Raw genomic sequence first — 26,377 nt, forward strand, 5'->3', positions numbered from 1 at the left:
AACGGAAGGAGGTGCGAAATGCAAGAGACAAGAGGCGGGGCTGCGCGTGCGACCACGCAAACATCGGAGAGAGAGGTCGTGCGCGATGCCGCACAGGCGAACGTCTGCGCCAAGGCAGCCTACCTGAGCACCATTGGAGCTCTGTTCTCGCGATGGGGCGATGACTATGAAGCGGCGTACGAGGCGGCCCGTGCGACAGCGGCCGATTTAGCGATAGCGCCCGCGACGCCGGTGGGCGCCGTGCGCTGCCGACTCGAGAACGAGGTGCTCACCTTGGGCGCTCCCGCGGCAGCGGTGCCCGTCGAATCGCTTTATAAGCCTTGGGCCGATGGACGGGAGCGCCGCAGAGGGGTCTCGGCTGAGTTTGGTGCGGCCCGGCATCTGCTCCTCGGTGACAGCGCCCAGCACATGCGGGCCCTTTATCGCGCTCTCGAACTTGAGGTGCCGATGGAGTTTTGCGCCATGCCCGACCATGTGACGCTCATGACCGAGGTGGTGGCCCTGTGCGTCGATGCGGGAAACCATGAGGCTGCTCTTGCGCTGTTGTCCGAGCATTTCGACTGGCTGGACGCTTACGAGCAAACCTTGCTCGCCCATGCGGCCGCGCTCTCGTCGGCGCCCCCCCCCTCGGCTCGTACCGACGAGCTGGCTCGCGCTCTGGCCCATGGGCGCGAGCTGGCGGTAGCTCTCGCGGCGGCCGTCCGAGACCTATCCGTGTCCCTTCGGTAAAAACCGAGGACTTCCCCAGACAAGGAGAAAGCAGATATGCAAGAGAAGGAGGCTTTAATGCACTGCAATCCCACCAGGCGAACCTTCCTGAAGGGTACCGCCGCCACCGCTGCGCTGGCTGCTGTGGGCACTTGCTCGGTGGCCGCGTGGCGGGCCGAGCAGGCCGAGGCCGCCGCCACGGGCGCGGTCAAGATTCAGGGCGCATCGCTGTGCAACGGCTGCTCCAGCAAGTGCGGCCTGATCGCCACCGCTCTCGACGGGCGGTTGTGGACCGTCGAGGGCATGAAGGAGCACCCCTATTCCAAGGGAACGCTCTGCGGTCGCGGTCACGGCGCGGCTCAGTGGGCCTATTCCGACGGCCGGCTGACTCAGCCTATGAAGCGCGCCGCCGACGGCAGCTTCGCCCCTATCAGCTGGGATGACGCTCTGTCCGAAATTGGCGCGAAGGTGCAGGAGATCATCGCCGAGGCCGGCCCCGAGGCGCTGGCCATCATCCAAGATCCGCGCCCCTCGGGCAAGTACTACAGCAAGCGCTTCATGAACGCGCTCGGCTCACCCAACGTGTATACCCATGCCGCTGCCTGCAATCTGTCGAAAGAGAGCGGTATTCAGGAAGCCACGGGAGCCCAGAACTTCTCGGTGGACTTCCCCAACACCAAAATGGTGGTGTTCATCGGCCGCAGCTATGGCGATGGCATCCGTCCCTCCTCGGTGAAGAGCTTGGCCGGAGCGGCCGAGGGCGGGGCGCGGGTGGTCATCGTGGATCCGCGCCTGAACAACACCGGCGTCTTTGCTACTGACTGGGTGCCTATCAGGCCCGGCGCTGATATCGCGTTCCTGCTCGGCATCGCGAACGTGCTGGTGACGCGCGACCTGTACGATCACGCGTTCGTTGAGCAGTCCGCCGTGGGCTTCCCGGAGTTCGCTGCTCAAGTGACCGAGTACACGCCGGAATGGGCCGAGGGCATCTGCGATGTGCCGGCCGATACCATCGTGGAAATCGCCGAGTCGCTGGCCGCCGCCGCACCGGCCTGCGCTATCGAGCCTTCCTGGCGGGCAGCGTTCGGCTGCGCCTATCAAAACTCCTTCGAGACGGCTCGCGCGGTGTGCGCCGTGAATGCGCTTCTTGGCTGCTGGGGGCAGAAGGGCGGAGCGCTCATCACCTCTTCGCCCAAGGTGGGCGACGTGGATCCGGTGAAGTTCCCCGAGGTGCCCAAGCCGGCCGCCAAGCGTTTGGGCGACGCCGAGTACCCGCTGGCGCTCTCGGGCACCGGCACCAACCTGGCCGTGCTGAACGGCTGCGCCGACGGCGTCATCCAAGGCGTGTTCTTCTACAACTCCAACGCCGTGCAGGGGTATGCGCAGCCGGCAAAGTGGCGCGAGGCGCTTTCCCAGGCAAAGCTTGTGGTGACTATTGACGTGCAAATGAGCGAGACCGCTTTGGCGTCGGACTACGTGCTGCCCGAGTGCACAGTGCTGGAGCGCCTGGAGCTGCCCGAGTTCATCGGCGGCAAGAAACACTATGTGGCTCTGCGCACTCCCATCATCGAGCGCATCCATCCCGAAACGCGCCCTTGCGACGAGATCTTCACCGCCCTAGCCGAGGCATGCGGCGTGGGACAGTACTTCCCCTTCACGGTGGAAGAGCTGGCCGACGCGCAGCTGGCCAGCGTGGGCACCTCGCTCGATGCGGTGCGTGAGGCGGGTATCGTGGAATTGGCTGACCCCGGCTTCGCATTCGGCACGCCGACGTTCAAGACTCCGACGGAGAAGTTCCAGTTCGCCTCGGCGAAGGTGGCGGAAGCGGGCTTGAACCCGGTTATCGGCTACGTGCCGCGTCTGGTGGAGCCGGCCGAGGGCGAGTTCTTCCTCATCGGCGGCAAGCAGGGTATCCACTCCCACACCATGACGCTGAATCTGGAGGCGCTGAACGCCATCTCCCGGGAATATCAGCTTGAGCGACTCTGGATGGCTGCCTCCGATGCCGCTGATCTGGGCATTGCCGACGGCGATACGGTGGAGCTTTCCTCCAGCGAGTGCTCGGGCCAGGTAGCTGTGAAGGTGACCGAGCGCTTGAAGCCCGGTGTGCTGTTTCTGCCCACCCATTACGGCGGCACATCGCCCTATCTCACTCGGGCCCAGGGCTTTGGTCTCAACATGATGGATTTCGTTCCGCTGCATTTGGAACCTGGCGTAGGCTCCACCATGAGCCAGGAGGTAGCGGTGAAGGTTAGGAAGGTGGAAGGCTGATGGCCCGTTACGGAATGCTCATCAACACGAAGAAGTGCGTTGGCTGCTACGCCTGCCGCGTGGCCTGTCAGATGGTGAACGGGCTCGAGTCCGATGAGGCGTTCATCAAATTCGACGAGATGGAGCAGGGGGTCTACCCCAACGTGTATGCGGAAGTGGTGCCGGTGCAGTGCATGCACTGCGAGGACGCTCCCTGCGAGGCGGTGTGTCCCACCCATGCCACCTATACGACCGACTCGGGCGTGGTGCTGGTAGACGAGGAACGGTGCATCGGCTGCAAGTACTGCATGGCCGCCTGCCCCTACGGCGCCCGCATCCAGATTAAGAAGACCGGCGTTATCGAGAAATGCCGCTTCTGCTGGTACGAGGGCGAGCCGGGCAACCCGCCGCGTTGCGTGGGCACCTGCATCTCCGGCGCTCGCCTGTTTGGCGACCTGGACGATCCGCAGAGCGAGATCTGCCAGGAAATCGCTCGCACCAATGCCCAGCCGCTGGCGGGCGACCTGACCACCGCGAAAATCTACTACGTGAGGTGATGATCAATGGTTTGGGGATCTATGATCGCTTGGTACCTGTTTTTGGCGGGCGCATCGGCCGGCGCCTTCCTCACTTCAGCCTTTGTGGAGGCGAAGTATCCCGACAGCGTGAAGATGCGCGTCGCGGGCCGCATTATCTCGCCCATCTTTCTGGGCATCGGTCTGCTCATGCTCATGTTGGACGCCGAGGCCGGGCTGCACAACCCGCTGCGGTTCTTCTATCTTATTATGAACCCGGGCTCGGTGATGACGCTGGGCGTGTACTTCATCTGCGTGTTCATGCCGGTGTCCATTGCCGCGGCGCTGCTTGAGGTGCTGCGTCGCCCGGTGCCGAAGTGGCTCACCTGGACAGGTATCGTATCCGCGTTCTGCGTGGCGGCCTACACCGGCTTTCTACTGGGGGTCGTGAGCGCCTACCCGCTGTGGAACAACGCCATTTTGCCGGTGCTGTTCGTGGTGTCGGCTCTGTCGGCGGGTCTGGCGGCTACGAGCTTGGTGGGCCTTATCACCGATCGTGAGCGCTTCGAGCAGATGTGGCTCATCAAGAAGAGCCACGTGATTCTGTCGGCTATCGAGATGGTGGTGCTTGCAACCATGCTCATCATCGTGAGCTCGGGCAGTCCCGAGGGCGCCGCATCGGTTGCCTCGCTCGTGTCGGGCCAGTACGCGCCAATGTTCTGGGGCGGTCTGGTGCTGCTTGGCCTGGTGGCGCCGTTTGCCATCGAGGGCTACCCGGTGTTTGTCACGCGAAAGGTGGAGACCTCCACCACCTCTATGGTAGTGAGCGTCATCGGCGAGGGCGGTGTCCTTGTGGGTGGTTTCATGCTGCGTCTGCTGGTCATTCTGGCGGCTCTACCGGTGCTGTACCTGTAGCGAGATGGCGGCGCTGCCGGTGCTGTGCTCGTAGCGCGATGGCGGCGCTCGCCGGGTGATCGGGCGCCCCGGGGCTTTCTCCCATAGGCGACGCGTCGCCTGCGGCAAGGCCGTGGTCCTTCCGGGATCGCGGCCTTGCTCTTGCTGTGGCTTGGATCCTTTGCCGGGGCAAGGCGCTGCGGTCGCGCTGGGGGCTACTCCTCTTCCAGTGTGATGCGGTCGATGCGGGCGGCCAGGTCGTGACCGCGCTCGTAGAACTGGAGACTCTGGTTGTGGGCGAAGTAGCGGTCGCACCCGTGGTCGTTGATGAAGGCCATGCCGGCGCGGCTCACGGACAAGTCGGTCACCAGCATGAGCATCTCCTGGCCCTCGCCGAAGGCCTCTTCCACGAACTTGAACACGTTATCGAGGGCGGCCGTCGCCTCGTCGATGGCCGCGTCCAGCTCGTCGAGCCGCTCGTTGAAGCGCTCGCGCAGCAGGTTGAACGTGGCGCCCTCGGGCGTATCGGCTCCTGTGCGCAGCACCTCGTCAAGAAGACTGATGGTTCGCTCGAAGGAGCGGTAGCGCTCGTCGGAAAGCAGGCTCGCGGCCCGTTCGGTGTCGCGGGTGCGTGCCAGCTCGGTGGTCGTGGCGCGGATGAGCGCGCTCGCATCGGCGTCTTCGGCCACGCCTTCGGCGGCCAGGCGCTCCTTCAAATCGGCCAACACGCTATGAGCGAACGCGGCTGCTTTCTCTTCCATAACCGCCTCGCGCAAGCAGCTCACCGTGGCGTCCACGATAAGCCCCATGACGGCCACGCGCTCGTCGAAGGGCGCCGCCGCGGCCCGCTCGGCCAGGCCGGCATCGGCGCTGCCGTTCAAGATACGATCGATCTGATAGTCGCTGCGGTACTTCGTGAACAGGTCGTAGTACATGGCGAATCGCTTTGCGATCTCGCCGTTTTGCACATACTGCTCCACGAGCAGCTCATCAACGGTGAGCCCCTGGGCCTCGTAGAGCTTGATCATCGCCGACAGGTCGTCCCAGCCGCGGGCCGTCACGAACGACGCGCCGTCGGGCGTGGCCTCAACGGCGTAGAAGTGGGACCGCTCGATGTCCAGGTAGGTGATGACCGCGGGATGCACCTCGGTCGATACGGCGAACTCGCGCCACACATCGAAGTCGGGCTCAACCTCGATGCGCTTGAGGCGATCCCACGTGGCGATGTCGAAGTCGTGGGCCGTGCGGTTGTACTCGGGCGGGTTGCCGGCCGTCACGACGATCCAGCCGTCGGGCACGGCATGGCGGCCGAAGATCTTGTATTGCAGAAACTGCAGCATGGCCGGCGTGAGCGTCTCCGATACGCAGTTGATCTCGTCGAGGAACAGAATGCCCTCGCGGCGCCCCGTGGCCTCCATCGCCTCATAGACCGAGGCGATGATCTCGCTCATGGTGTATTCGGACACCTGGTATTCCACGCCGTCATAGGTTTTCGTCGCGATGAACGGCAGGCCTAGCGCGCTTTGGCGGGTATGGTGGGTCATGGAGTAGGACACGAATCCCACTTCCAGTTCTTGGGCGATTTGCTCCATGATGGCCGTCTTGCCGATGCCCGGCGCGCCCAGCAGGAACACCGGACGTTGGCGCTCGGGCGGCAGAAGATAGTTGCCGAACTCGTCTTTAGTGAAATAGGCAATCATGGCGTTTTTGATCTGCTGTTTTGCTTCGCGGATGTTCATAGTGGCTCCTCTTCTAGCACGAAGGTTTCATCCAGGATAACTTTCATGGCCCAGGGGGGCACGGGCGCCGAGGCTGCGGCATCGTCGGAATCGAGGAACACGAAGGCGGTTTCATAGGCGGGACGACGTGCAGGATAGGTGCCCTGGCCGTCGGTGAAGTAGATGAGTCCGCCCAGGTCGTTCAGCTCGCCGGACGCGAGCGCCTCGTCCACGTAGGCGAACACGGGACGGAAATCGGTGCCCCCCAGGCCCTTGATGGTGGGATTTTCCAGATAGTCTTCCAAATCGCGCAGGCAGGTGATGCGCGCGACGTCGGTAATGGCGGCGTCGCACTGCACGATGAGCACGTTCATGCGCGAGAAGAAGCTCGTCTCGTCGGCCAGGATGGAATAGGTGCGCTCGATGAACCGCCGCACGAGGCCGTCTTTGGTGGAGGCCGAGGTGTCGATGGCGATGACGAAGTCGCGGATGCGCTTCTCCTCGGCAAATTCCACTGGTTCCACGAGTGGCAGGTTGCCGTATAACTCAAGGCCGTAGGTGTAGAACACGTAATCGAACTCGTCGTCGTTCACGCGGATCTGCTCGCCCATGCGGGCGAACTTGCGCAGGAAGGCCCGATAATCGTGCTTTTCGCGGGTCACTTTGCGCAGGTTCATGGCGAGATTCGATCCCTCGATGCCCCACAGCTTCGCGTAGGCGTCCAGCTGGATGCCCATCTCCAGCGCCGCGTTTTCCCATTGCTCGCGGGAGCGGTCGAGCTGCACGGTGTCGGCGAAGCGCTCGCCAATGGCGCGGGCGGCGTTCTCGGGCGCGTCCTTTTGGGTGATGTCGGCGGCGTCCATCGCTCGGTGCGCCTTGTGGGAATAGGGAACGTCGGCGGCCTCATCGGGGATGTCCATGTCGGTGCCGGAAGTATCGGCCTTGGCGGCGGGAGCGCTCGTGCGACCCTCGCCTTCGGTTGCCTCGCCCGTCTTGCCCGATGCGTCTTCTCCTTCGGCAATGATGACGGCATGCCAGGGGCGATGGTCGTCCACGTGGAAACGAGCGCCGAGGCGGGCGAGCTCGTCGTCGGTTGCGCCGGCGGCGCGTTGGTCGCGCAGGGCGGCGTAGACACGCTCGGCAGTCATGAGGCCGGCCTCTTCGGCCATGCGCTCCAGCTCGGGACGCGAGGCTGCCGCTTGTGGCGTGCGCGTGGCGGGAAGATCGAGCTGATCGATCACCGATTCCACCACCATGTCGCAGGCGATGTCCCACAGATCGGGATCGATGCCCTCGCCAGGGTAGAGGTGCAGAAACACACAGTGGAGCACCGTGTGCAGGTAGGCGCGAGAAGCTTCGGCCGGATCGGCGGCGTAGGTGCGCGCCCAGGTGACGGGGTCGAACCGCAAATGCGCGCCATCGGTGGCGAGCGTAGCGCCGGGGATGGGCAGGGGCGCGAGTCGGGCGAACGCCGCGCTCATGAAGCGCAGGCTCACGAGGAGCTCGTTGCGCACCAGGCCGAGCGCGTCGAGGGCCAGCGCCTCTATCTCGCTTTCGTGCACGGCCCCTCCTTTCGCGACTCGAGCTACAAACATTTCGACATTTTTGGTCACAAAGTCGAGTTCTGGGTTTTTCTCCTGCCGGAAAGACTCACTCACTTATTGATATTCGATATATTTGGATAAGATCCAATACTGTTGTGGGTTTCGCTGTCCGTAATTCCCTCTCAAAGAAACCCAGAAGTCGATTTTGTGACCAAAAATGGCGATTCTTTTGTCATTGTGCCTCTTTGCGCTGTAGTGTAGCATGGGGATTACGCGGGGTAAACAGCCCTTGGGCATCGAAATTGGGAAGGTGCACAAAATTATGGACGCCACTGCTCTGGTCTTTCGCGACGCAACTTCTTCTCTTGACGATCTCATTGCGCGGGTGCAAGAAAATCCGCTTCATTTAACTCTGGCCGACGTGACGATTGAGGAACCGGGGCACCCCATCGAGGGGGAGAACTGGCGGCCCCAGCTGGCTCCCTACAAGCCCTGGGTGCACGATGCGGCCCTCGATGAAACCGAGGAGCTTGATGGCACCGACGGAGATCTGCTCATCGTAGGTGCGCTCGGCATGGGTATAACTGATGAGGAGCGCATGGGCATTATCGGCAGTGCTGTGCGCGGGGAAGAGGGGGAGGGGCCAACAGCAAGCGCAGTCGGACAGGCCATCGGAGAGGCGGCTGCTGGCACTGGCGCAGCAGCGGCGGCAGCGCCAGCGCGCAAGCTGTCGCCCCACGAGCTGTGGACCTTGGGGCAAACGCCGCGCTGGCAGCCGAAAGAGGAAGCGAAGGATCCGTCTTGCGAAAATGCGCGCGAAACCCAAAAGCGTGAAACATCGCAAAACCGTGAAACGCTTCTAACAGCTCGTGAAACATCGCTATCCGACCGTGAAACATCGCAAAGTGAAGAGACGTACTTTGCCACCAACGTTCCCATAACGGTGCGACGCGATGGCGAGGGCTACGCGGTTTCCGCCGTGCACCTGGGAAAGCTTGCCGAGCACGGTCTTCGGGCCGACGGCTTGATCGTTGTGGTGCCGTCGTTTATCGACGATGTGCCCGTGGTGCGCATCGCCTCAGAGGCTTTTTCCCGACGCTTTACGAGTGGCGCCCAGGTTCGCTTGCTAGTGGTGCCTGACACCGTGGAAGTGGTGGGCTCTCAGGCGTTCAATGCCGTAAGTGCCGAAGTGGTGTACCTGGGCGCGGGCGTGCGCACGTACGACCCGTCCCCGCTGGACATGGCTCTGCCCAACCCTCGGCTCGAGGCGCGTCGCTACCTGGTGAGCCCTGTCAACAAATGCTATGCGATAAAGGAGGATTGTCTGCTCGAGCGTCTGGGCGGTGGGCACAGCGAGAGGTTGGGCGCTGGCGATGCGCGCCTTTTCTCGAGCGAGACGATGGCCCCCTTCCGCCTCATCTTCGCCTCGGCACCTTATGCCGAGCATTTTGTGGTCCCTGATGGCGTGCGCGTCATGAGCGCCGCCGCCTTCGCGAAAGGATGCCCGCCGCCGCGCGTCATCGATGTGCCCGACTCGCTGGAGCGCGTGGACGGCTCGATGAACCCCGAGACGCTTTGGCGGGCCAGCGATCCAGCGGCGCTTGCGCGCATTGTCGCGCGCTGCGGAGGTCGTGTCACTGATTTTCAGGCCGTGGAAAAAAACCAGTGCTGGTACGGGTTTGCAGAAGGAAACGACCCCGCAGAAAAGGATGGCTTCGCGCGGGAGGACGGCGTTGCGAAGGAGCCCAGCGTCGCTGCGGAAAACGGTTCGCGTGAGGCTCATCTGGTGGCGGGTCCTCCGGCCCCCGATTCCCCCTCGCGCCAGTTCTCGTCGGCGGCCCATGCCCGCATGAGAGGCGCGACGGCGGTGTCGGCTCGCGAGGCCGCGGCGAACGCAGCGAGCGCCATGGTGGCGCCGGTTTCTGCCACCGATCGCCTGGCTTTGCCGCGCGAGGTGGAAGGCGCACCGCTGACGCTCATCGCCGAGCGCGCGCTCATCACGGCGCCAGCGACGTTGGTCATCCCCGATACGGTGCGTGAGGTGCGCGATGACAACGCCTGCAAGGGCACGCGTAAGCTCATGCTTCCCGAAGGCTTACGCACCATCGGTGCCCACTGCTTCTGCTCGCGCACGCTGGTCGGCCCCGTGCTCATCCCCGCGAGCGTCACCAGCATCGGCGAGGGCAGCTTCGAATACGCCATCGTGCGCCTGGCTGCGGCTGATGCGGTGGTGCATATCACGTCCGACCAGCTCATAAGTTGCTTTTTGGAAGACGTCGAGGATGGCATCCCCTTCGACTTCGCCCGCTACGATGACCAATTGCTGGTGGGGCGCGGCTTGCCTGATCATCTGGGAGCCCTGCTCCACCGCGTGGCGGCGCCTTTCCGCTTGGCGCCCGAGATGCGCGATCGCATTGTGGAAGCGCTGCGTGAGCGTGCGGCGGAGGCCGTGCAGTATGTGGCGCGTGAGGGGGACATCGCCATGGTGCGCGCTCTGGCCGATGCCGGGTTCTTGAACGATGTCGAGCTGTTCGATCGCCAGATCGAGCGCCTGCGCGCCAGCAACCGCACCGACTGTGTGCTGTTCCTCATGAACTGGCAGCACGACCGCGCCGAGGCCACGCGTGCCACCGCCCCCAAGCGCGCCCGCGACCGCTTCGCGCTATAGGTGCTGTGAGGGAGGCGAATCTATGGATCGCAAACTGTTGCAATATTTGGTGGAATACCTCGTCGAAGAGGGCAAGGCGCATGGGTGCGCTCTGCCGCCCGCGGCGGCCGATGCGGCTCAGGGCGGCCTGGCAAGCGCTTCGACCGAGGCGCTGTGGCTTGCGTTCCGATCACTTGTAAACGTGCGGCCTCCGTGGCCCGCGCCCGGCGAGTTCCTCGCGACCCAGGACGAACTGCTGCAGGGGCTCATCGCCGAGGCGGGTGTGGCGACCTTGGCCGACACGACCCCGTCGCCAACCGACCCGCGCCTACGCTTGTGGCGCGGCGACATCACCACCTTGGCCGCAGACGCCATCGTGAACGCCGCCAACTCCGGCATGACCGGCTGCTGGGCGCCGCTACACTACTGCATCGACAACGCCATCCACACTTTCGCCGGTGTGCAATTGCGTGCGGCTTGTGCGAACCTCATGGCAGCGCAGGGGCACCCGGAGCCAACGTCCCAGGCCAAGGTGACCGACGGCTACAACCTGCCCGCGCGCTACGTTATCCACACGGTGGGGCCCATCGCCAACGGACGTCCCACCGATACGCACCGCCGTCAGCTGGCCGAGTGCTATCGCGCGTGCCTGGACGCGACGGCCAAGGCGGGGCTTTCCAGCATCGCTTTCTGCTGCATCTCCACGGGTGTGTTCGGGTTCCCGCAGGAAGAGGCGGCCTCCATCGCCGTCGCTACGGTGCGCCGCTGGCTTAACGAGCATCCCGATGTGCCCATGACCGTGGTGTTCAACGTCTTCTCCGAAACCGACGAGTCGCTGTACCGCCCGTTGCTCGGACTGTAGGTGGCATCGTAACGCTATACTGTCTTCACTCGAATCCGATGAAGAAGGGAGCGGCGATGTTGGAAGTGCGCGTGGCGCGGCCCGATGAGTTCGATGCGGTGCTTGCGTTCTACACGACGATGATCGACGAGATGCAGGGCACCGATTTCGACGTGCAGTGGCAGCATGGCGTGCATCCCTCGCCGGCGTTCTTGCGTGAGTCGTTGGAGGCGGCCCAGCTGATCGTGGGGCTGCTGCCCGCAGAAGAGGTTGAAGTGGTCTCCGAAGGCGGTGAGTCCGAGCCCATCATTGCCTCGGCCATGGTGGTTAATCATGAAGGCGCCCCCGGTTACAACGCCGTTCCCTGGGCCGTGGATGCTGCGCCCGAACAGGTAGGCGTCCTGCATGTGGTGGCCACGTTGCCGGCCTTCCACGGCCGGGGCTTCGGTCGCCAGCTCGTGAATGGTGCCGCTGACATCGCCCGAGCCCAGGGCCTGGTGGCTCTACGCCTCGACACCTTCCCCCACAACGTACGCGGCCGCGGCCTCTACGAGTCGTGCGGTTTCGAGGACAAGGGCGAGTGGACCGTGCACTACCCGGCCCTCGGCGACATCCAGGTGGCTATGTACGAGTTGGCGCTGTAGCGTTCGCAAACGCATTCTCGCGCAAGTCTTCAACGGCGCCGTGACAGTTCGGCGCAGGCGGGGTTGTTGCGCGGCGCTTGCGGCGGTCGTCTTTCTAAAATAGGGAGAATCCCCTGATTGGAAAGAGGCGACCTATGGTGGTGAGCGCAGCAGATACGACTTCGAAGGCGAAAGCGGTCTCGACCGCTGCAGCTGCGTCGCCCGCAATAGCTCCTACCTCATCGGCGCCCGCAAAACCCGCAGGCGCTTCCACGCCCCATACCGATCACGCCCTGCACGGCCGGGCGCTGGCGCTCGTGTTCTTCGGGCTTCTGCTCGCCATGTTCATCAGCTCGCTTTCCGAGACCATCGCCTCCACGGCGCTGCCCACCATCGTGGGCGACTTGAACGGCGTGGAGATCATGCAGTGGGTCTCCACTGCCTACATCCTGTCGTCGACGTTGGTCATGCCCATCTACGGCAAGCTGGGCGACCTTATCGGCCGCAAGCGGCTGCTCATGGCGGCGCTCACGCTGTACGCCGCGGGCAAGGTGGTGTGCGGCCTGGCCATGAACATGGAGATGCTCATCAGCGGCCACCTCGTCTCCGGCCTCGGGGGCGGTGGCCTCATCATCTTGTCCCAGGCGACGCTCTCCGACGTGGTGCCGCCGCGCAAACTCGGCACCTACATGGGCGTCATCGGCGCCGTGTTCGCCGTGTCGAATGTGCTGGGCCCGCTTATGGGCGGCTGGTTCGTCCAGGTGACGGGCTGGCGCTGGATCTTCTGGTTCACGGTGCCCGTGGCCCTGCTTGCCGTGGTGGTACTCGGACTCACGTTGCCCCGCGACGCCCGTGCCCTCGGAAAGCACCCCCTCGATTGGCCCGGCATGATGGCCATGACCGTGGCCGTGACCTCGCTCGTGCTGGCCATGGCCTGGGGCGGCACGCTTATTCCCTGGGGCAGTCTGCCGTTTATGGGCCTTGTCGCTCTGGCTGTGGCTGCCGCTGTGGTCTTCGTGCTGTTGGAGCGCCGCGCCGCCGAGCCCATCATCCCCATGGGGCTCTTCCGCAACCGCAACTTCGTGCTGTGCTCGGTGACGGGGCTTCTCCTGAACATCAGCTTCATGGGAGCGCTCAACTACCTGCCCACCTACTTCCAAATCGTGGACGATCTGTCGCCGGAGGTGGCCGGTCTCGTGTGCACGGCCACCAGCGTGGGCATCCTCATCACTTCCACGGCCACCGGCTGGGCGGCGTCGAAGACGGGGCGCTACAAGGGGATGCTTGTGGCCATGTGTGTCGTGAGCACGGTGGGCCTATTCTTGCTGTCGCGCATGCGGGTGCACGAGGCGCTGTGGGTGCCAGTGCTGTATCTGTTCGTACTCGGCTTCGGCATGGGGCTCGGCATGCAGCTGCTCGTGCTCGTGGTGCAAAACGAGTTCCCCCACGCCATGGTGGGCACCGCCACGGCGGCGAACAACTTCTTCCGGCAGATCGGCGCTTCGGTGGGCACGGCGCTCGTGGGCGCGCTGTTCACCATGCGCCTTACGGCCGACGTGGCCGGCAAGCTCACCCACGTAGACAATCTGTCGCTCGCCACGCTGACACCGCAGATCGTCGACTCGCTGCCCGCATCGGCCCAGTCGGTCATTGCCGCCGGCTACTCCGACGCGCTGCTGCCGCTGTTCCTCTGGTTCGTGCCGCTCATGCTTGCGTGCCTCGTGATGATGCTCCTTCTGAAGCGGCACCCCCTCGCCACCACTATCAACCACGGCGGCGCGGGAAAGTAGGACGCTTGTGGCCAAAAACGGCTCGCGAACTGCATGCGAAAGTGTCTCTAGAGCATTTTTTGGTCAAAAAATCTGCGCTGGCTGCGTCAGCGGCTTGCGGTTTCGAAAGTGCGGTTTCTCTTGATCAAAGTTTTACCTGGTCAGAACATTATTGAAAAGGACGCGCGAATGTGTAGATGGTGAAAGTCGGGGAAAGAGGGCTGAAAACCGCAGTTAGCGCGTCTTTTTTGGCCATCTGGCGAATGCGGCTGAAAGGCGCTGGGGTGCAATCGGCTTGGGCACAGAAAGAAGCCCCGAAATGGCACTTTTAAATCAGAAATATCATTTCGGGGTCAAAGGTGCGCGAGCGAGAATGTTTGCCTGCAGGTTCGCTCGCTAGCTTACCCGCAGGCCTCCGGGTCCAGGCGGTAGCCGATGCCCCAGACGGTTTCTATGATGCGGGGCTCGGTGGGGTCGTCCTCTATCTTGGCCCGCAGCTTCTTGATGAACACGGTGATGGAACTGGTCTCGCCGACGAACTCCGGCCCCCAGGCCGCTTCCACCAGCTGCTCGCGGGAGAGCACGGTACCGGGGCTTGCGGCCAGTGTCGCCAGGATCTTGAACTCCTTCGGAGTCAGCGGCACGTGCTCGCCGCCCAAAGTAGCGCGGTGCTGGGCCATGTCCAGGGAAAGCCGTCCGACGGTGATGGTGCCGGTGGACGGCATGGCGGCGGTCGGGCGCATGGCGGCGCGGCGCAGGTGGGCCTCGATGTGCATCATCAGCTCGCGTGGGTCGAAGGGCTTGACCATATAGTCGTCGCCCCCGGCTGCGAACCCGACGCCCTTGTCCACGATGTCCCCTTTGGCCGACAGGAAGATGACCGGTACCGTGACGCCCCGGGCGCGCAGTTCGCGGCAGGCGGTGAAGCCGTCCATCTTCGGCATCATGACGTCCATGATGATGAGATCGGGAGCCTCGCGAGCGACGGCGTCCAGCGCATCGGCGCCGTTGTCGGCGTAAGCGAATTGCCACTCGGCGCCTTCCACCATGTCGCGCACCACCCGGGCAATGCGCGGTTCATCGTCCACGAGCAGAATCTTCGCCATCGTCGTCCTCCTTCGCGGTTGTCAGCGGCTCGGCCTTCGGCGCTGCGGGCCGCCCTGCGGTTTTACGATTCCTCGTCCTCTTCCTCAATGACGGGCGCATAGGGAATGCGCACGGTGAACGTGCTGCCCTCCTTCACCCGGCTTTCCACGGCCACGGTGCCGCCATGCAGCTCGGTGAGGTCGCGCACTACGGCAAGCCCTAGCCCCGTGCCCCGGTAGCGGCGGTTGGCCGACTGCCCGGCCTGCTTGTACAGCTCGAAGATCTGGTCCAGCTCCTCGGGTGCGATGCCCATGCCGTCGTCGGCAACGCGCATGACGATCCAGCCGGCAGGGGCCGCGTCTTCGTCATCCGGGACGTGCGTGCCGGGATGGTTGCCGTGGCCGTGGTTCGCCTCTTCGCCGCTTTCGAACCCAATCGTCAGGCGCACGAACCCGCCTCGATGGGTGTACTTGATAGCATTGTTCACCAGGTTCTCCAAAATGCGGCGCAGCTTCTCCCAATCGGCCATGCTCAAGGGCACGTCCGGCGCCACCGAGCAGGAGAGTCTCACATCCTTGCCTTCCGCGATAGGGACCAGCGCCTTGCGCACGAACTGGGCCAAATCGACGAAATCCACGGGTTCGGGCAAAAGCTCGTCCTTTTTAGCAGCGTGCTTGGAAATGACGAGGATGTTGTTCACCATGTTCAGCAAAAGGGTGGCATTCGATTCGATTTCGCCCACGGCCTCGCGGGTCTTGGGCGCTAGGCTGTCGTCCGCGTTCAGGATGCGCGCGTAGGCCAAAATGCTGGTGAGCGGCGTGCGCAGCTCGTGGCTGACGATGGCGAAGAACTCGTTCTTGTAGGCCACCTCATCACCCAGCCGATCGAGTGCTACCTTCAGCTCGCGCTTCTGGTAGTTCAGCATGTCGTTGAGCACCATGAGGTCGTCGGTCTTGGAACGCACCTGGCCCTCCAGATCGGCATAAAGCGCCTCAAGGTCGCGGGCCATGCGGTCGAACTCGCCGGTGAGCTCCGCCAGCTCGTCGCGGGGCCGCTCGCCGGGGTCGGGCACCGTGAGGGTGTAGTTGAAGTCGCCCTTGCCCACGGCGCCCGCCGCGCTTCGCAGCTCGTCGATGGGCCGCAGCACCAGCCGGCTTGTCACGAAGTACAGCCCGATGAAGGCCGCTACCATCATGAACAACACCATGATCGCCTGCTGCATCATGCTGTCCTGGATGCCGGCGGCGTAAATGTCCATGGGCTCGGTGATGGACATGGCGCCGCCCACCTGTCCCACCTGCATGCCTTCCTTGGGGTAGCCGTACTGATCCAGCTCGCCGACGGGGTCGCCGTGACATTCCAGGCACGATTCGGTCACGTACAAAGGCTCGGTATAGCGAAACACCCGCGTGCCGTCGCCGGCGTCTACCACGCGCCAGAACGCCTTGCGTTCCGGGTCGGCGTTGAAGGCGGCCAGAGCCTCCTGCTCGAACTCGTCCGGCGCGTTGGCGGCCTGACGAGGGGTGTCGTTGGTGAAGCGGATGGAGTAGTCGGTCTCCGTGGTAAACAGCATGGAGATAGACTTCGCCGCCACCACGCACACGAGGTGCTTCGTACGGAAGGTGCCGTCCTCGGCACGGTTGATGACGTCCTGATTCATATCGACGAAATCCCATGCTGCGCGCATCTCGGAGGCAAGTACCTCGGCCTTCTCGCGAGCCTCGTTCTCGGCTTGGGCGTTCTGCAGCGACAGGTTCCACAGGATGTCGACGGCCATGAGCGCAACCATAATGACGCCGATGGAAACGGCGATCTTGAAACGTATGCCATAGCGGAACGGGCGCCCCGGGTGATCGGTCGACATGGTGTCCCCTCCTCGTCAATCTTCATATTATGCCCGATGGAGCTGCATGCAGGAGACTTCGGTGGGGAAGGTAATTCTTTTTTAATATTTGCCCCGAAGTCTTAATGAAAAGTTCCGCTGGCCGCCATTGAAGTGACGTTGAGTCAACGGCAGAATAATAGCAAGCGAGTGCGAGGGTTTCGGCCGAGGAGGGCCGCCCGATGCGACAGCAAGGCGGTAGGAGATCCGCCGAGAGCGGGGGTTCAAACGTCTTTTCGCCGCAGCTCGCGAGAAAATCCTATCTGAGGGAGGAGAGTTCTATGACGAAGAACAGCGAACGCGCCATTGACGCCAAGCTCACCCGTCGCGCCTTCGTGGGCGCTGCCGCGGCTACGGCTGCTGTGGGCCTGGCCGGATGCGCCCCGGCGGCCACCGACGAGGCGCCCGCCAAGGACGAGGACCTGCCCGTCACAGGGGAGGATCCCTATGCGAATGCGGAGATCTTCTACTCTACGTGCCCGCCGGAGTGTCAGCACCATAACCTCAAGGGCTATGTGGTGGATGGCAAGCTGGTGAAAGTGGAGTCCTCCGAGCTGAACGACTGCGCCGCCTGCGCTCGGGGCATCGCCCGCGGCCTTATGTGCAACGACCCCAACCGACTGACGGTGCCGCTTTTGCGTGACGGTGACAAGGGTTCGGGCAAGTTCAAGGAGATTACCTGGGACGAGGCCTTCGACCTTATTCAGCAGAAGTTCGACGAGGCCATCGCGACCGATGGCAACCAGTCGATTTGCTACGCGACCGGCTCGGGCAACTTCGGAGCCATGCACGGCCCAGTGGCCAGCGCCTTCTTCGCGCACCTCGGTGGTGCCACCACGACGGTGGGCAAGCTTTGCTGCGCCGGCGTGTATGAGTCCGTCGTGTACATTTACGGCAAGCGCTTCCTGGATTGCCGCAACCAGATTGAGAACAGCACCTACTGCATCATCTGGGGCAATAATCCCGCCATCACCAAGCAGGGCTACTTCCAGCGTTTCGAGAACATGGTGGACAACGGCGGCAAGCTCGTGGTGATCGATCCTATTTACACCGAGTCGGCCGCCAAGGCTACCGATTGGATCGCTCCCTGGCCCGGCACCGATGCGGCCTTGGGGCTTGCCATGCTGAAGACCATCGTAGATGAGAAGCTCTATGATGAGGAGTTCCTGCTGGCCCACACCTGCGCTCCCTGTCTGGTTGACAAGGCCACGGGAGAGCCGGTGATGGAAGATCCCGAGGATCCGGCCTCCTTCGTGGTGCTCGATACCGCAACAGGCAACGTGGTGCGCCATGATACCGCCAATATCACGGCCGCCCTCACCCTGGAGGGGATGCCCCAGGCCGAGCAGTACAACACCGAGTTCGAGCTTATCTACGCCAACGCCGCCCCCTGGACGGCCGAGGCTGCCGAGGTCGAATGCGGGGTGCCCGCAGCTGACATTCAGCGTATCGCCCGCGAGTACGCGACCGCCGAGCATGCCATGATCGTCCACAACATGGGCGGATTCATGCGCACCGAGAACGGCACCTATGCCGTGGCCGTGGGCGCCTACTTAGCGGCGTTCTGCGGGCAGATCGGCCATGAGGGCGAGGGCTATTCGGATGCCGGCGGCGTGTGCGAGGTGAAAACCGGTGCGCCGATCGACGTTCCCAATTTGCTCGAGAAGATGCCCGCAATTCCGTGCTTCAAGTTCGGCGAGTCCATTCTGAACGAAGATCCCTGCAAGGTGAACGTGTTCTGGTCCATGACCGGCAGCCCCATGACCCAGTGGCCCAATACCAACATGGTGCGCAAGGCCCTGGAGAAGATCCCCTTCGTCATCACCGTCGACGAATACCTGACCTCTACCGCCCTCTACTCCGATTTGGTTCTGCCCTGCGCAGGCATCTTCGAGATGGATGGCGTGCTGGCCCAGAACCGCTCCCATTGGATTCAGCTGATGGAGAAGGCGGTGGATGCGCCCGGCGAGGCCAAGAGCGACTTGGAGATCTTCACTGAGCTCGCTCGCCGTTACGACTTCGGCGATGCCTTCGATGTGCCCATGGAGACGCTCATCGGCAACGTCATTGAGCCGGCGGGTATCACCTATGAGGAGCTGAAGGAGAAGAAGGCCATCGACGTGGTGGGCCCCGACTACATTCCCTACAAGGACGGCAAGTTCCTCACGCCCTCCGAGAAGGCCGAGTTCTGGGTACGCTCCTGGAAGGAGGAGGGCTTCGATCCCATTGCCTCTTACGCGCGGGCCGAGGAGGACGCTCGCAACGACAACGAGCTGGCTCGCAAGTACCCGCTCTTCAGCGTTCAGCAGAAGACCTACCGCAGCGTGCATTCCACCTTCAACAACCTCGAGTGGATGGATGAGGTTTGCGACCAGAAGCCGGTGATCCTCATGAACCTCGCCGACGCCGCGGCGCGCGGCATCCAGGACGGCGATGCGGTGGTCGTGTTCAACGACCGCGGCGAGCACCATGGCGTTGCCCTCGTCAATGACCTTATCAAGCCCGGTGTGGTGGGGCTGCAGAATGGTTGGTGGGAACAGCAGGGCGGCTCGTCCAGCCATGTGACCAACGACAAGTGGAAGACCCTCGGAGGCACCCACTGCTGCAACCAGACCCTCGTTGATGTGAAGAAGGAGGCGTAAGGCCATGGCTATCGGATTTTGGATGAACAACAAGAACTGCTACGGCTGCAAGACCTGCTCCATCGCCTGCAAGAGCGAGAAGCAGTTGGACAAGGGCGTGTTGCTGCGGCATGTGACGGCAATTCGCCAGGATGCTCCGCGAGCCTTCGCCTACCTCTCCATGGCCTGCAACCACTGCGAAGAGCCTGCCTGTGTGGCGAATTGCCCGGTAGGGGCCTACAGCAAGCTGGAAGACGGTACGGTGATTCAAGATCACTCCGTGTGCATCGGCTGCAAGACCTGCATCTCGGCCTGCCCCTACGGTGCGCCCAGCTACGACGAGGCGTCGAGCACCACGTTCAAGTGCGACGGCTGCTATGATCGGCGCCAGCGCGGTGAGCTGCCTGCGTGCGTGGCCGCCTGCCCCGGTGCAAATCTGGCCCTCGATGACATGGAGTCTCTGCAGGGCGCGCACGCGGCCGACATCGTGTCCGACGAGAGCTCCGGTACCAAGCCCAACTTCGTCATCACGGTGGATGCGGCCTTGGCCGAAGAGCCTGACGACATCGTGGCCGAGAACCATACGGCGTAATTTTCCTGAGGGCGCCCTTGTCCGCGAGGGCGCAAGAACGGCACGAAGCGCTCCCTCCCCTCCGCTTCGTGCCGCCCCCCTTTTGGAAGGAGGACGAGCAATGTTTTCCCTAGCTTGGAAGAACATCATCCGGCGCTTGGGCGGATCCCTCATGACCGCCCTCATTGCCTTCATCGCCGTTTTTGTCCTGGCCACCTCGCTGGCTGTTGTGGCATCGCTCGAAAATGGACTGAGGCTCTCGCGGGAGCGACTCGGGGCCGACATCATGGTCCTTCCCGCAGGGGCCTCGGGCAACGCCTCGGAAGTGCTCTTTTGCGCCGAGCCGGTCAACGTGTACTTGCCGGCCGACGTCGAGCGAACCGTTGCCGAAACCGCCGGCGTGGAACAGGCAACGCCCCAATTCTTCACGCAAACGGTCAACCAGAGCTGCTGCTCGGTGATCGGGGTGACGCGCGTGGTGGGTATTGACATGGAGACAGATTTCATCGTGGGCCCCTGGCTGGTCGGCGGGGCCCTTGAAGGGGGAGCGCTGCCGCCGGACGGCATTATCTTGGGGGCCGCAGCGCCACCCATCGAAGGCGGCCAAGCATCCATTCTCGGATCGGTGTTTCACTGTGTGGGCACCCTTGAGCCAACGGGATCGAGCGTCGACGAGACCATCTTCATGGATGTGAATGCTGCGCGAACCATTGCGGCCGAAAGTCCGTATCTTGAGAGCGTCTGGCTTAACGTCGATCCCTTCGATGCTATCTCGTGCGTTATGGTGAAGGTGAAAGAGGGAGCGCAGCCCTCGGCCGTGGCAGCTGCCATTATCGAACAGGTGCCGGGCGCTGCAGCGGTATGCACCTCCGATCTTATTGCCAGCGTAACATCCCAACTGGTCGTGTTGGAATCAATGACCCTTGCGTTTCTGGCGGCCATTGTGCTTTTGGCGGCTCTGGCGTTGGCGGGGCGGTTCTCGTCGCTCGTGTCGAGTCGTATGGGCGAGCTCGGCCTGCTGAGGACGATGGGAGTTGGCCGCCTTAAGGTTGCTTTGAGCTTCGTGGTCGAGGTGGGGGTTGTCACGATGGCCGCGGCTGCGGCAGCGACGGCCTGCGCGTGCTTGGCGTCGTCGGCCATTATCGGGCAGCTCCATACCTCGTTTGATTTGCCGGGAGCCCTGTTGGCTCCCTCTGCTTACGGGTGGGTTGTCTGCGCGGCCCTCCTGTTCGCGGTGCTCCTCAGCTTGGTGGCGCTCGTTCAGCCCATGATCGCCCTGATGCGCCAGGATCCCCAGGAAACGCTTGCCAAAGGAGGGTTGTGATGGAACCGTTGTTAGAGCTTTCCGACGTCGTAAAGGAATTCTCATCCCGTCCCCCGGTGCGCCCCCTCGATGGCCTGAGCATGGTTGTGCCGCCCTCGACGATGATTGCGGTTACGGGCGTCTCTGGCAAAGGGAAATCGACGCTGCTCAACGTGATGGGCGGTCTGTTGCGCCCCGAAGCTGGCAGTGTACGGTATCGGAAGATCGACTTGACGCAGGCGACGGCCGCTCAGATCGACGACATTCATCGGCGGGGCATCGGCTTCGTTTTTCAAACGCCCTATTTGTTCCAGGCGCTGACGGCCTATGAGAATTTGGAGCTGGCATTGCGGGCCTCTGGCGAGAAGGTGGTGCGAGACCGCATTTTCGAGATGCTGGAGAAGCTGGGCCTCAGCGAGCGGGCCGAGCATCTTCCCTCGGCGCTATCCGCTGGTCAGAAGCGCCGACTGGTGCTCGGCCGTGCGCTTCTCTCCCATCACGATGTGCTGCTGGCGGACGAGCCGACGAATGACCTGGATGCGGAATGGTCGGAGCGCGTCTTCGAGTTGCTGCGCGGCTTCTGTGCCACCGAGGGGCGGTCGGTGGTTCTGGTGACCCATGACCGCTCCTATGCTGCCCAGGCCGACAAGGTATACCTTTTGGAAGGCGGAAAGCTTCGGGAGGAGGTGACGCTGTGATCACGCGCAGGAGCTTTGTGATGTTAGCGGGTATTGGGGCCATGGGGCTGCTGGGCACACCAGGGTGTGCCGCTCTGACTGAGGAGTCGCCAAGAGATGTAGCCGAAGAGGGAGGGCCGCGTGAGAGTTCGTCGCCGACTCCCCAAAAGGAGCCGATCAATGCCGGCGAGCCATTTTCGGGGGAGATTGCTCCCGGGATGCTGTGCGTTGCGGAGTACGCGACGAACGCTCTTGCAGTTGTCGACGCGAGGGCGGGAGAAGTAGTTGGGCGCATTCCCGTCGGCCGCAATCCGGCTTCGGTTCTAGTTATGCAGGGTATCGTTTTCGTGGGATGCAGCGGTACTGGCGAGGTGACGGCGGTCCCGGTGGCAAATCCGGCCGCTGCGGCTCCCATTCCCGTGGGGCATCAGATTCTCGGGCTGTGTCGCGACGAGGCCCGGGGGCTTATCTATGCTGGCGACTATTTTGTCAACGGCGTCCATGCAATCGATGCGGCGCTGCAATCGCTTGTGAGTACGATGGATCTGAGCTCCTCGGGGTTCAGCGGCCGTACCGACCCGCCGCCTTGCTGCACCATTGAGCCGGGGGCCGGGCGCCGCACGGTGGCGTTGGCCCTGGCGCCTGAGGGGGACGTGCTGTACGCGGCCAACTACGGCACCTACGACGTGGCTCGTATCGATCTTGCGACGGGCGAGGAGCTCGATGCCTTCGACGGCGTGGTGGGTCCGCGGCAGATTCTTGTGTCGGCCGATGGCGGCCAGCTCATTTTGGCCGGCGTGGGCGGTGAGGGCGAGCAGCAGGTGAGCGCGCTGTACGTGCTCGACCGCGCCACGGGCAAGCGGGTGCTCGAGGTGCCCGTGGGGCTCTCCGTGGCCGGAGTGGCGCTTGCCGCCGATGGGCGGCGGGCGTGGGCTATCGCCCGGGACGACGGCGAGCTCGTGGCCTTCGACGCGGCCGATTGGACGGAGACGGGGCGGCTCTCACTGGGCGTGGGCATCGACACGCTGGTGCTCTCGCCCGACGGGGAGACGCTCTTTGTGGGAAACAGCATTGGTGGTCAGGTGCATGCCGTTGACGCGGAGACGCTGGCGCTGCGCACGACCGTGGAAGGATTGGCGGCGCCTAAGGGCCTCGCCGTCGTTGTCTGAAAGGGAGCAGAATGAAGAACGTGAAACTGATCGTGCCGATCATCTCGCTGGTGTGCGCCGCCGTGGTGTGTGGGGCGGTGCTTCTGTGGGCACCCGTCTGCGCGGGAACCCTCGAGCTAGCCAATGGGAACATGGTGCCCATGCGGTGCGCCTACACGGCCAAGGTCGCCGTGCTGCTGGCGCTGGTGCTGGCCGCGGTGGCGGTGGCGGCGCTCGTGACGAAGCGGCCCATGACGGTGGCGCTGGTGCTGCTGTCGGTCGCCATCGTGCTCATGACCTTCGACACGCCGCTGTCCATCGGCGTGTGCAAGAGCGCCGACATGGCCTGCCAGGCCACGGCCGTTTGGCTGCGCGTCGCCGGCGGCGTGTCGGCGGTGGCCGCCCTGGCCGGCGCCCTCCTCAACCCCGACCGCAAGCGCGTAGCGGAGTAGGGCGTCCCTCGCGCTCGGGCCGCAAGCCTGCCCAGGTGCGCTAGGTTGACGATAACCCTCTTCTTCGATATCCTTCTCTATCACTTCGGTGATAGAGAAGGAGTTGTTATGAGCGAGTCCATGCGCCTTTACCATGGGTCGCCTATCCGGGTGCCAAGGCCGTTGTTCGGGGTGGGCAACCCCTATAACGACTACGGCCTGGGCTTCTACTGCACCGAGTCGCTCGAGCTGGCCTGTGAATGGGCGTGCCCGAAGGCGAAGGACGGGTTCGCGAACGCCTACGACCTCGCTCTCGACGGCCTCAACATCGTCGACTTGGATGCCGAGCCCTACGGCACTATCGAATGGCTGGCCGTGCTCTTTGCCAACCGGCAGTTCGACGTGGCGACGAACCTCATGGAGGCCGCCAAGTCCTACGTGGCGGCTCGTTATCCGGCAGAGCTGGGCAAGGCGGATGTGATCATCGGCTACCGGGCCGACGACTCCTACTTCTCGTTCGCTCGGGCTTTCCTGGAAAACCGCATCAGCCTCGCGCAGCTTGAGCGGGCTATGAAGCTCGGCGGCCTGGGCCGCCAGGTGGTCGCGGTGAGCGAGGCCGCTTTCGGAGCCCTCACGTTCGCGGGTGCCGAAACGGCCCCGGCATCCCAGTGGCACGAGAGGCGCATGCGGCGGGACGAGAGGGCCCGGCGCGATTTCGATCGCATTCTGCACGAAGAGCCCTTTGATCCCGCCGGCGTGTACATGCTCGACCTGATGAGGGAGGGCTGAGAGGTGGGGGAGTATCGTTATGCCATCGTCGAGCTGCCTCCTTCGCCTTACGCTCATGATCTGCAGGAAGTGCTGGCGTTCGTTTTCGATATTGGGGTGAACCTGGCCGGCTGCACGGGTGAGCAGGTGGCTCAGGCGTTCATGGCGTCGGGCTTGGCTGAGGAGTTCGAAAAGCAAAATCCGGTATACGTGGCGGGCAAGTCGTCCTATGACCTGTTGCGCATCATGCTACCCCTGCTTCCGTGCGACGAGGTGCCCGCACCGGAACTTCGCTACGACCGGACGCCGGACTTCTGGGCCGGGTGGGCGCTCGCGCAGTACCAGATGACCACGGGTTGCTCCTACCGGTCCATCTTCGCGACCGCCACCTATGACGAGATTCGCTCCATGTATTGGCCGCTGCACGAGGCACCTGAAAGCAAGTTTGTCGCCATCTTCGACGAGATGCGCACCGAGCGCGCGAAGGCAACCAACTTGCGAACTCTGCGCGAGGCGGCAGGTCTTTCTCAATCGCAACTAGCAAAGGCATCGGGGGTGGGCGTCCGCTCCATCCAGCTATACGAGCAGCGACAGAAGGACATCAACAAGGCCCAGGGCATAGCCCTCTACCGCCTGTCCCGCGCCCTCCGCTGCACCATGGAGCAGCTGCTGGAGCGCTGAGGGACGGCCAGCTCTAGCGTCCTTCCGGCTCGAAGCGCTCTACGAGGTCGATGAGCTCTTGGCGTTTGTGGACGTCTAGCTTCACGTAGATGCGCTTGGAATGGGTACGCACGGTGTTCTCGGACACGAACAGAAGCTCGGCGATGTGGGCCACGGTGTTGCCGCGGGCGATGAGCTCGGCCACTTCCGCCTCGCGGGCCGAAAGGCCGTAGAACTCGCGCACGGCCGCCATCTGCTTGGAGAATCGGTCGCGGAACGCGGTTCCATCGCGGGAAGGGGCGGCGGACGCGGGGGAAGACGTCGGCGCGGGAACCGGGGAAGGCTCTAGCGCGGGTGTGGGAGATGGCTTTCCGACGTCCCGCTCGTTCGGCGACGACGCGGGCTCGGCGGGGCAGGATGTGTCGGCGCCAGCGTCTGAGCCAAGGCGTGCCTGCCCGTTGCACGCGAGGGCCAGAAGCTCGATCTCGTTGACGGAGGCGTCGGCGAGCGCCCCGCGGAACCCTCCTTGGCCGATGAAGTACATGATGCCCAAAAGGTACAGGGCCGCCATCGTGACGAGAACCAGGCTCGTCGTGCTGCCGCCGCGCCCGATGCTGCCGGCGATTCCCTCCAGCACCGAGCCGCCCAGAAAGCCCACGTCGTGCAGGGCGTACATGATGCCGCCGAACACGCCGTAGATGAACACCGGGTTGATGCCGCCGTCGCGCGACACCTGGGCGCATTGGATCATCATGAGCATGATGGCCACGCTCCACAGCGCGTAGAGCCCCGCCGCCAGCGCCTCGGCGTAGGCGGCCCCCAGAAGCGGCAGCAGCAGGAAGGCCGTGGTCACCACGGGGAAGAAGACGCGATAGCTTGTGGCCACGTTGATGCGCAGGCTCTTGCCGGCCCACACGGCCAGAAGGGTCACGGCGGCCGCGAGCATGGCCCCCATGGACAGCGCGTTCACGAAGGTGCCCACCGACGGGTCGCCGATGGCCAAGGAGCGCATGACGCCGGTGCAGAACCCGAGGGTTCCCAGCGACAGGGCCGCGCGCCAGATGGTGGACAGCACGTGGCGGTAGGTGCGCGGGTGCTCGCGCGGGGCATCCTCGAACATGGGCTGGTCTAAATCGATGGTGCGGCTCTTCAGCACCACGGCCAGCCCGAACAGGGGCAGGAATACACAGGGGATGAGGTAGGCCGTCACCGCCACGGGAATGAGGTACAGCGCGAAGTACAGCACCGCCGCCCAAGCCGTGCCGGCGATGAGGTTTCCCATGCCCTCCCGCGCGTCCTGGCTGGCGAACAGCCGCTGCCACAGCATGTAGAACCCGGCCGACCCCACGCCGAGCAGCGCCCCGCCGACGCCGGCCAGCGCCACGGCGGCCCCGGGCAGGTACATGGCCCCGATGAGCAGGCACCAGCCGCCCATATAGGGCACGCTGACGGCCTTCACCATGAAATGGCGCGTCTCGGCGGGGAAGAAGTAGGTGCCCGCGGCGCTCGCGAGGAAGGTGGCCGTGAAGGCCAGCGACTCGGCGCCGAAGAACCACAGCATCACATCGGTGGTCTGGAAGGCCAGCGGCAAAAACGGGAACACGCCGCCCCACACGCTGGCCGCGTTGATGGCGAGGAAGAGCCCGTAGCCCAGCGAGGCCACGTTCGGCCGCAGAAGCCCCAAGACCGTGCGCAGGTTCACGGCGCCCATCCTCTCCCTC

General features: G+C 63.8%; 21 protein-coding genes. 16 read left to right on the plus strand and 5 right to left on the minus strand.

Translation table 11 applies throughout. The features are described from left to right. Positions 1–18: 18 nt before the first annotated feature. Genes ACW4LP_RS03525 through nrfD form a run of 4 tightly spaced genes read left to right on the plus strand, consistent with a single transcriptional unit; the run spans position 19 to position 4,388 of the window. Entirely contained in the window at positions 19–729 is a 711-nt protein-coding gene (locus tag ACW4LP_RS03525; RefSeq protein WP_455803470.1) for a molecular chaperone TorD family protein, read from the plus strand. Positions 730–786: 57 nt separating this feature from the next. After that, positions 787–2,979, plus strand: coding sequence for a molybdopterin-containing oxidoreductase family protein (locus tag ACW4LP_RS03530; RefSeq protein ID WP_114538834.1), 2,193 nt, complete (start codon positions 787–789; stop codon positions 2,977–2,979). After that, positions 2,979–3,515: a 4Fe-4S dicluster domain-containing protein gene (locus tag ACW4LP_RS03535; RefSeq protein WP_022738487.1), complete on the plus strand. Its 537-nt coding sequence runs from the start codon at positions 2,979–2,981 to the stop codon at positions 3,513–3,515. Before ACW4LP_RS03530 ends, ACW4LP_RS03535 begins: the two co-directional genes overlap by 1 nt. 6 nt (positions 3,516–3,521) lie before the next feature. Next, positions 3,522–4,388, plus strand: coding sequence for an NrfD/PsrC family molybdoenzyme membrane anchor subunit (gene nrfD / locus ACW4LP_RS03540; RefSeq protein ID WP_022738490.1), 867 nt, complete (start codon positions 3,522–3,524; stop codon positions 4,386–4,388). 194 nt (positions 4,389–4,582) lie between these two features. Here nrfD and ACW4LP_RS03545 read toward each other — a convergent pair whose 3' ends face one another. Both ACW4LP_RS03545 and ACW4LP_RS03550 read right to left on the minus strand, forming a co-directional pair. Next, on the minus strand, positions 4,583–6,106 hold the full coding sequence (locus ACW4LP_RS03545; RefSeq protein ID WP_114538679.1) for an ATP-binding protein: 1,524 nt from the start codon (positions 6,104–6,106) through the stop codon (positions 4,583–4,585). Next, a complete protein-coding gene (locus tag ACW4LP_RS03550) occupies positions 6,103–7,647 on the minus strand; it encodes a vWA domain-containing protein (RefSeq protein WP_227069857.1) in 1,545 nt (514 codons plus the stop codon). Before ACW4LP_RS03550 ends, ACW4LP_RS03545 begins: the two co-directional genes overlap by 4 nt. 304 nt (positions 7,648–7,951) lie before the next feature. Between ACW4LP_RS03550 and ACW4LP_RS03555 the strand changes: the two genes are divergently transcribed. The 4 genes from ACW4LP_RS03555 to ACW4LP_RS03570 all read left to right on the plus strand — a co-directional run bounded on the left by ACW4LP_RS03555 (position 7,952) and on the right by ACW4LP_RS03570 (position 13,530). Beyond that, entirely contained in the window at positions 7,952–10,297 is a 2,346-nt protein-coding gene (locus ACW4LP_RS03555; RefSeq protein WP_114548211.1) for a leucine-rich repeat domain-containing protein, read from the plus strand. 22 nt (positions 10,298–10,319) lie between these two features. Then, positions 10,320–11,138 carry a protein-ADP-ribose hydrolase gene (locus ACW4LP_RS03560; RefSeq protein ID WP_114538682.1) on the plus strand — a complete coding sequence of 273 codons (819 nt, stop codon included), beginning with the start codon at positions 10,320–10,322 and terminating at the stop codon, positions 11,136–11,138. Between the two features lie 56 nt (positions 11,139–11,194). Then, a complete protein-coding gene (locus ACW4LP_RS03565; RefSeq protein ID WP_114538683.1) occupies positions 11,195–11,761 on the plus strand; it encodes a GNAT family N-acetyltransferase in 567 nt (188 codons plus the stop codon). Positions 11,762–11,895: 134 nt separating this feature from the next. Continuing rightward, entirely contained in the window at positions 11,896–13,530 is a 1,635-nt protein-coding gene (locus tag ACW4LP_RS03570; protein ID WP_114538684.1) for an MFS transporter, read from the plus strand. Positions 13,531–13,910: 380 nt separating this feature from the next. Here the strand turns inward: ACW4LP_RS03570 and ACW4LP_RS03575 are convergent, their stop codons facing one another. Next, a complete protein-coding gene (locus ACW4LP_RS03575; RefSeq protein ID WP_114548210.1) occupies positions 13,911–14,615 on the minus strand; it encodes a response regulator transcription factor in 705 nt (234 codons plus the stop codon). A 62-nt stretch (positions 14,616–14,677) separates the two neighbouring features. Next, positions 14,678–16,459 (minus strand): ATP-binding protein, encoded by a 1,782-nt coding sequence (locus ACW4LP_RS03580; protein ID WP_114548209.1) that lies wholly within the window; start codon positions 16,457–16,459, stop codon positions 14,678–14,680. A 299-nt stretch (positions 16,460–16,758) separates the two neighbouring features. Here ACW4LP_RS03580 and ACW4LP_RS03585 point away from each other — a divergent pair, with 299 nt between their 5' ends. The 8 genes from ACW4LP_RS03585 (at position 16,759) to ACW4LP_RS03620 (ending at position 24,677) form a co-directional block, all read left to right on the plus strand. Next, positions 16,759–19,119: a molybdopterin-containing oxidoreductase family protein gene (locus ACW4LP_RS03585; RefSeq protein ID WP_114548208.1), complete on the plus strand. Its 2,361-nt coding sequence runs from the start codon at positions 16,759–16,761 to the stop codon at positions 19,117–19,119. 4 nt (positions 19,120–19,123) lie between these two features. Beyond that, the gene (locus tag ACW4LP_RS03590) at positions 19,124–19,690 is read left to right on the plus strand and encodes a 4Fe-4S dicluster domain-containing protein (protein WP_114548207.1); all 567 of its coding nucleotides are present in this window, start codon (positions 19,124–19,126) and stop codon (positions 19,688–19,690) included. Between the two features lie 100 nt (positions 19,691–19,790). Next, positions 19,791–20,993, plus strand: coding sequence for an FtsX-like permease family protein (locus ACW4LP_RS03595; RefSeq protein WP_173111597.1), 1,203 nt, complete (start codon positions 19,791–19,793; stop codon positions 20,991–20,993). Beyond that, complete coding sequence (locus ACW4LP_RS03600) at positions 20,993–21,670, plus strand: ABC transporter ATP-binding protein (RefSeq protein ID WP_114548205.1); 678 nt, start codon at positions 20,993–20,995, stop codon at positions 21,668–21,670. The genes ACW4LP_RS03595 and ACW4LP_RS03600 overlap by 1 nt, the downstream gene beginning before the upstream one ends. Positions 21,671–21,867: 197 nt before the next feature. After that, positions 21,868–22,818, plus strand: coding sequence for a YncE family protein (locus ACW4LP_RS03605; protein ID WP_417175318.1), 951 nt, complete (start codon positions 21,868–21,870; stop codon positions 22,816–22,818). A gap of 11 nt (positions 22,819–22,829) precedes the next feature. Beyond that, a complete protein-coding gene (locus tag ACW4LP_RS03610) occupies positions 22,830–23,249 on the plus strand; it encodes a DUF4418 family protein (protein ID WP_114548203.1) in 420 nt (139 codons plus the stop codon). 108 nt (positions 23,250–23,357) lie between these two features. Then, entirely contained in the window at positions 23,358–24,017 is a 660-nt protein-coding gene (locus tag ACW4LP_RS03615; protein WP_114548202.1) for a DUF3990 domain-containing protein, read from the plus strand. 3 nt (positions 24,018–24,020) lie between these two features. Continuing rightward, entirely contained in the window at positions 24,021–24,677 is a 657-nt protein-coding gene (locus ACW4LP_RS03620; protein ID WP_114548201.1) for a helix-turn-helix domain-containing protein, read from the plus strand. Positions 24,678–24,690: 13 nt separating this feature from the next. Here ACW4LP_RS03620 and ACW4LP_RS03625 read toward each other — a convergent pair whose 3' ends face one another. Then, entirely contained in the window at positions 24,691–26,367 is a 1,677-nt protein-coding gene (locus tag ACW4LP_RS03625) for a helix-turn-helix transcriptional regulator (protein ID WP_241521308.1), read from the minus strand. Between the last annotated feature and the right edge of the window lie 10 nt (positions 26,368–26,377).

The organism is Adlercreutzia sp. CNCM I-6215 (genome assembly GCF_977072315.1).

What these genes read in the sequence shown, in the direction of transcription:
- ACW4LP_RS03525 (WP_455803470.1), top strand. Translation starts at nt 19, where the DNA reads ATGCAAGAGACAAGAGGCGGGGCTGCGCGTGCGACCACGCAAACATCG.
- ACW4LP_RS03530 (WP_114538834.1), top strand. Translation starts at nt 787, where the DNA reads ATGCACTGCAATCCCACCAGGCGAACCTTCCTGAAGGGTACCGCCGCC.
- ACW4LP_RS03535 (WP_022738487.1), top strand. Translation starts at nt 2,979, where the DNA reads ATGGCCCGTTACGGAATGCTCATCAACACGAAGAAGTGCGTTGGCTGC.
- nrfD (WP_022738490.1), top strand. Translation starts at nt 3,522, where the DNA reads ATGGTTTGGGGATCTATGATCGCTTGGTACCTGTTTTTGGCGGGCGCA.
- ACW4LP_RS03545 (WP_114538679.1), bottom strand. Translation starts at nt 6,106, where the DNA reads ATGAACATCCGCGAAGCAAAACAGCAGATCAAAAACGCCATGATTGCC.
- ACW4LP_RS03555 (WP_114548211.1), top strand. Translation starts at nt 7,952, where the DNA reads ATGGACGCCACTGCTCTGGTCTTTCGCGACGCAACTTCTTCTCTTGAC.
- ACW4LP_RS03560 (WP_114538682.1), top strand. Translation starts at nt 10,320, where the DNA reads ATGGATCGCAAACTGTTGCAATATTTGGTGGAATACCTCGTCGAAGAG.
- ACW4LP_RS03565 (WP_114538683.1), top strand. Translation starts at nt 11,195, where the DNA reads ATGTTGGAAGTGCGCGTGGCGCGGCCCGATGAGTTCGATGCGGTGCTT.
- ACW4LP_RS03570 (WP_114538684.1), top strand. Translation starts at nt 11,896, where the DNA reads ATGGTGGTGAGCGCAGCAGATACGACTTCGAAGGCGAAAGCGGTCTCG.
- ACW4LP_RS03575 (WP_114548210.1), bottom strand. Translation starts at nt 14,615, where the DNA reads ATGGCGAAGATTCTGCTCGTGGACGATGAACCGCGCATTGCCCGGGTG.
- ACW4LP_RS03580 (WP_114548209.1), bottom strand. Translation starts at nt 16,459, where the DNA reads ATGTCGACCGATCACCCGGGGCGCCCGTTCCGCTATGGCATACGTTTC.
- ACW4LP_RS03585 (WP_114548208.1), top strand. Translation starts at nt 16,759, where the DNA reads ATGACGAAGAACAGCGAACGCGCCATTGACGCCAAGCTCACCCGTCGC.
- ACW4LP_RS03590 (WP_114548207.1), top strand. Translation starts at nt 19,124, where the DNA reads ATGGCTATCGGATTTTGGATGAACAACAAGAACTGCTACGGCTGCAAG.
- ACW4LP_RS03595 (WP_173111597.1), top strand. Translation starts at nt 19,791, where the DNA reads ATGTTTTCCCTAGCTTGGAAGAACATCATCCGGCGCTTGGGCGGATCC.
- ACW4LP_RS03600 (WP_114548205.1), top strand. Translation starts at nt 20,993, where the DNA reads ATGGAACCGTTGTTAGAGCTTTCCGACGTCGTAAAGGAATTCTCATCC.
- ACW4LP_RS03605 (WP_417175318.1), top strand. Translation starts at nt 21,868, where the DNA reads ATGCTGTGCGTTGCGGAGTACGCGACGAACGCTCTTGCAGTTGTCGAC.
- ACW4LP_RS03610 (WP_114548203.1), top strand. Translation starts at nt 22,830, where the DNA reads ATGAAGAACGTGAAACTGATCGTGCCGATCATCTCGCTGGTGTGCGCC.
- ACW4LP_RS03615 (WP_114548202.1), top strand. Translation starts at nt 23,358, where the DNA reads ATGAGCGAGTCCATGCGCCTTTACCATGGGTCGCCTATCCGGGTGCCA.
- ACW4LP_RS03625 (WP_241521308.1), bottom strand. Translation starts at nt 26,367, where the DNA reads ATGGGCGCCGTGAACCTGCGCACGGTCTTGGGGCTTCTGCGGCCGAAC.